Annotated in this window: 1 protein-coding gene; it reads right to left on the bottom strand. The window is 56.3% G+C overall.

Going from position 1 to position 231, the window contains the following annotated elements; translation table 11 throughout:
- Window positions 1-17: 17 nt before the first annotated feature.
- On the bottom strand, window positions 18-231 hold a 214-nt coding region (locus tag R0J87_RS25280; RefSeq protein WP_498889770.1), incomplete at its 5' end, for an acyl carrier protein.

The following is a 231-nucleotide window of genomic DNA, read 5'->3' as shown; positions in this document are numbered from 1 at the left end:
AAAGCTTAGCCCGATGATTAGTTGCTGACATCCGCCACCTCCTGTTCGGACTGTTGATCCAGCGGCTCTGAACTGGCAGCACTCAGTGCCCGGCACATCGCATCCGGTGTGGCATGCTGATACAGGAAGGCTAAGGTCACAGGCTGCGTGACGCCTACCGCCGACACATCATGCATATTCAGCGCATGATTCAGGCGCTGTACCAGCGTAATGGCCGCCAGAGAATCTATC

Origin of the sequence: Halomonas sp. SIMBA_159, assembly GCF_046536035.1 — a bacterium.
Classification (GTDB): domain Bacteria; phylum Pseudomonadota; class Gammaproteobacteria; order Pseudomonadales; family Halomonadaceae; genus Vreelandella; species Vreelandella venusta_A.
The sequence above is the reverse complement of the archived record's forward strand: the minus strand, read 5'-3'. Positions and strand labels throughout refer to the sequence as shown.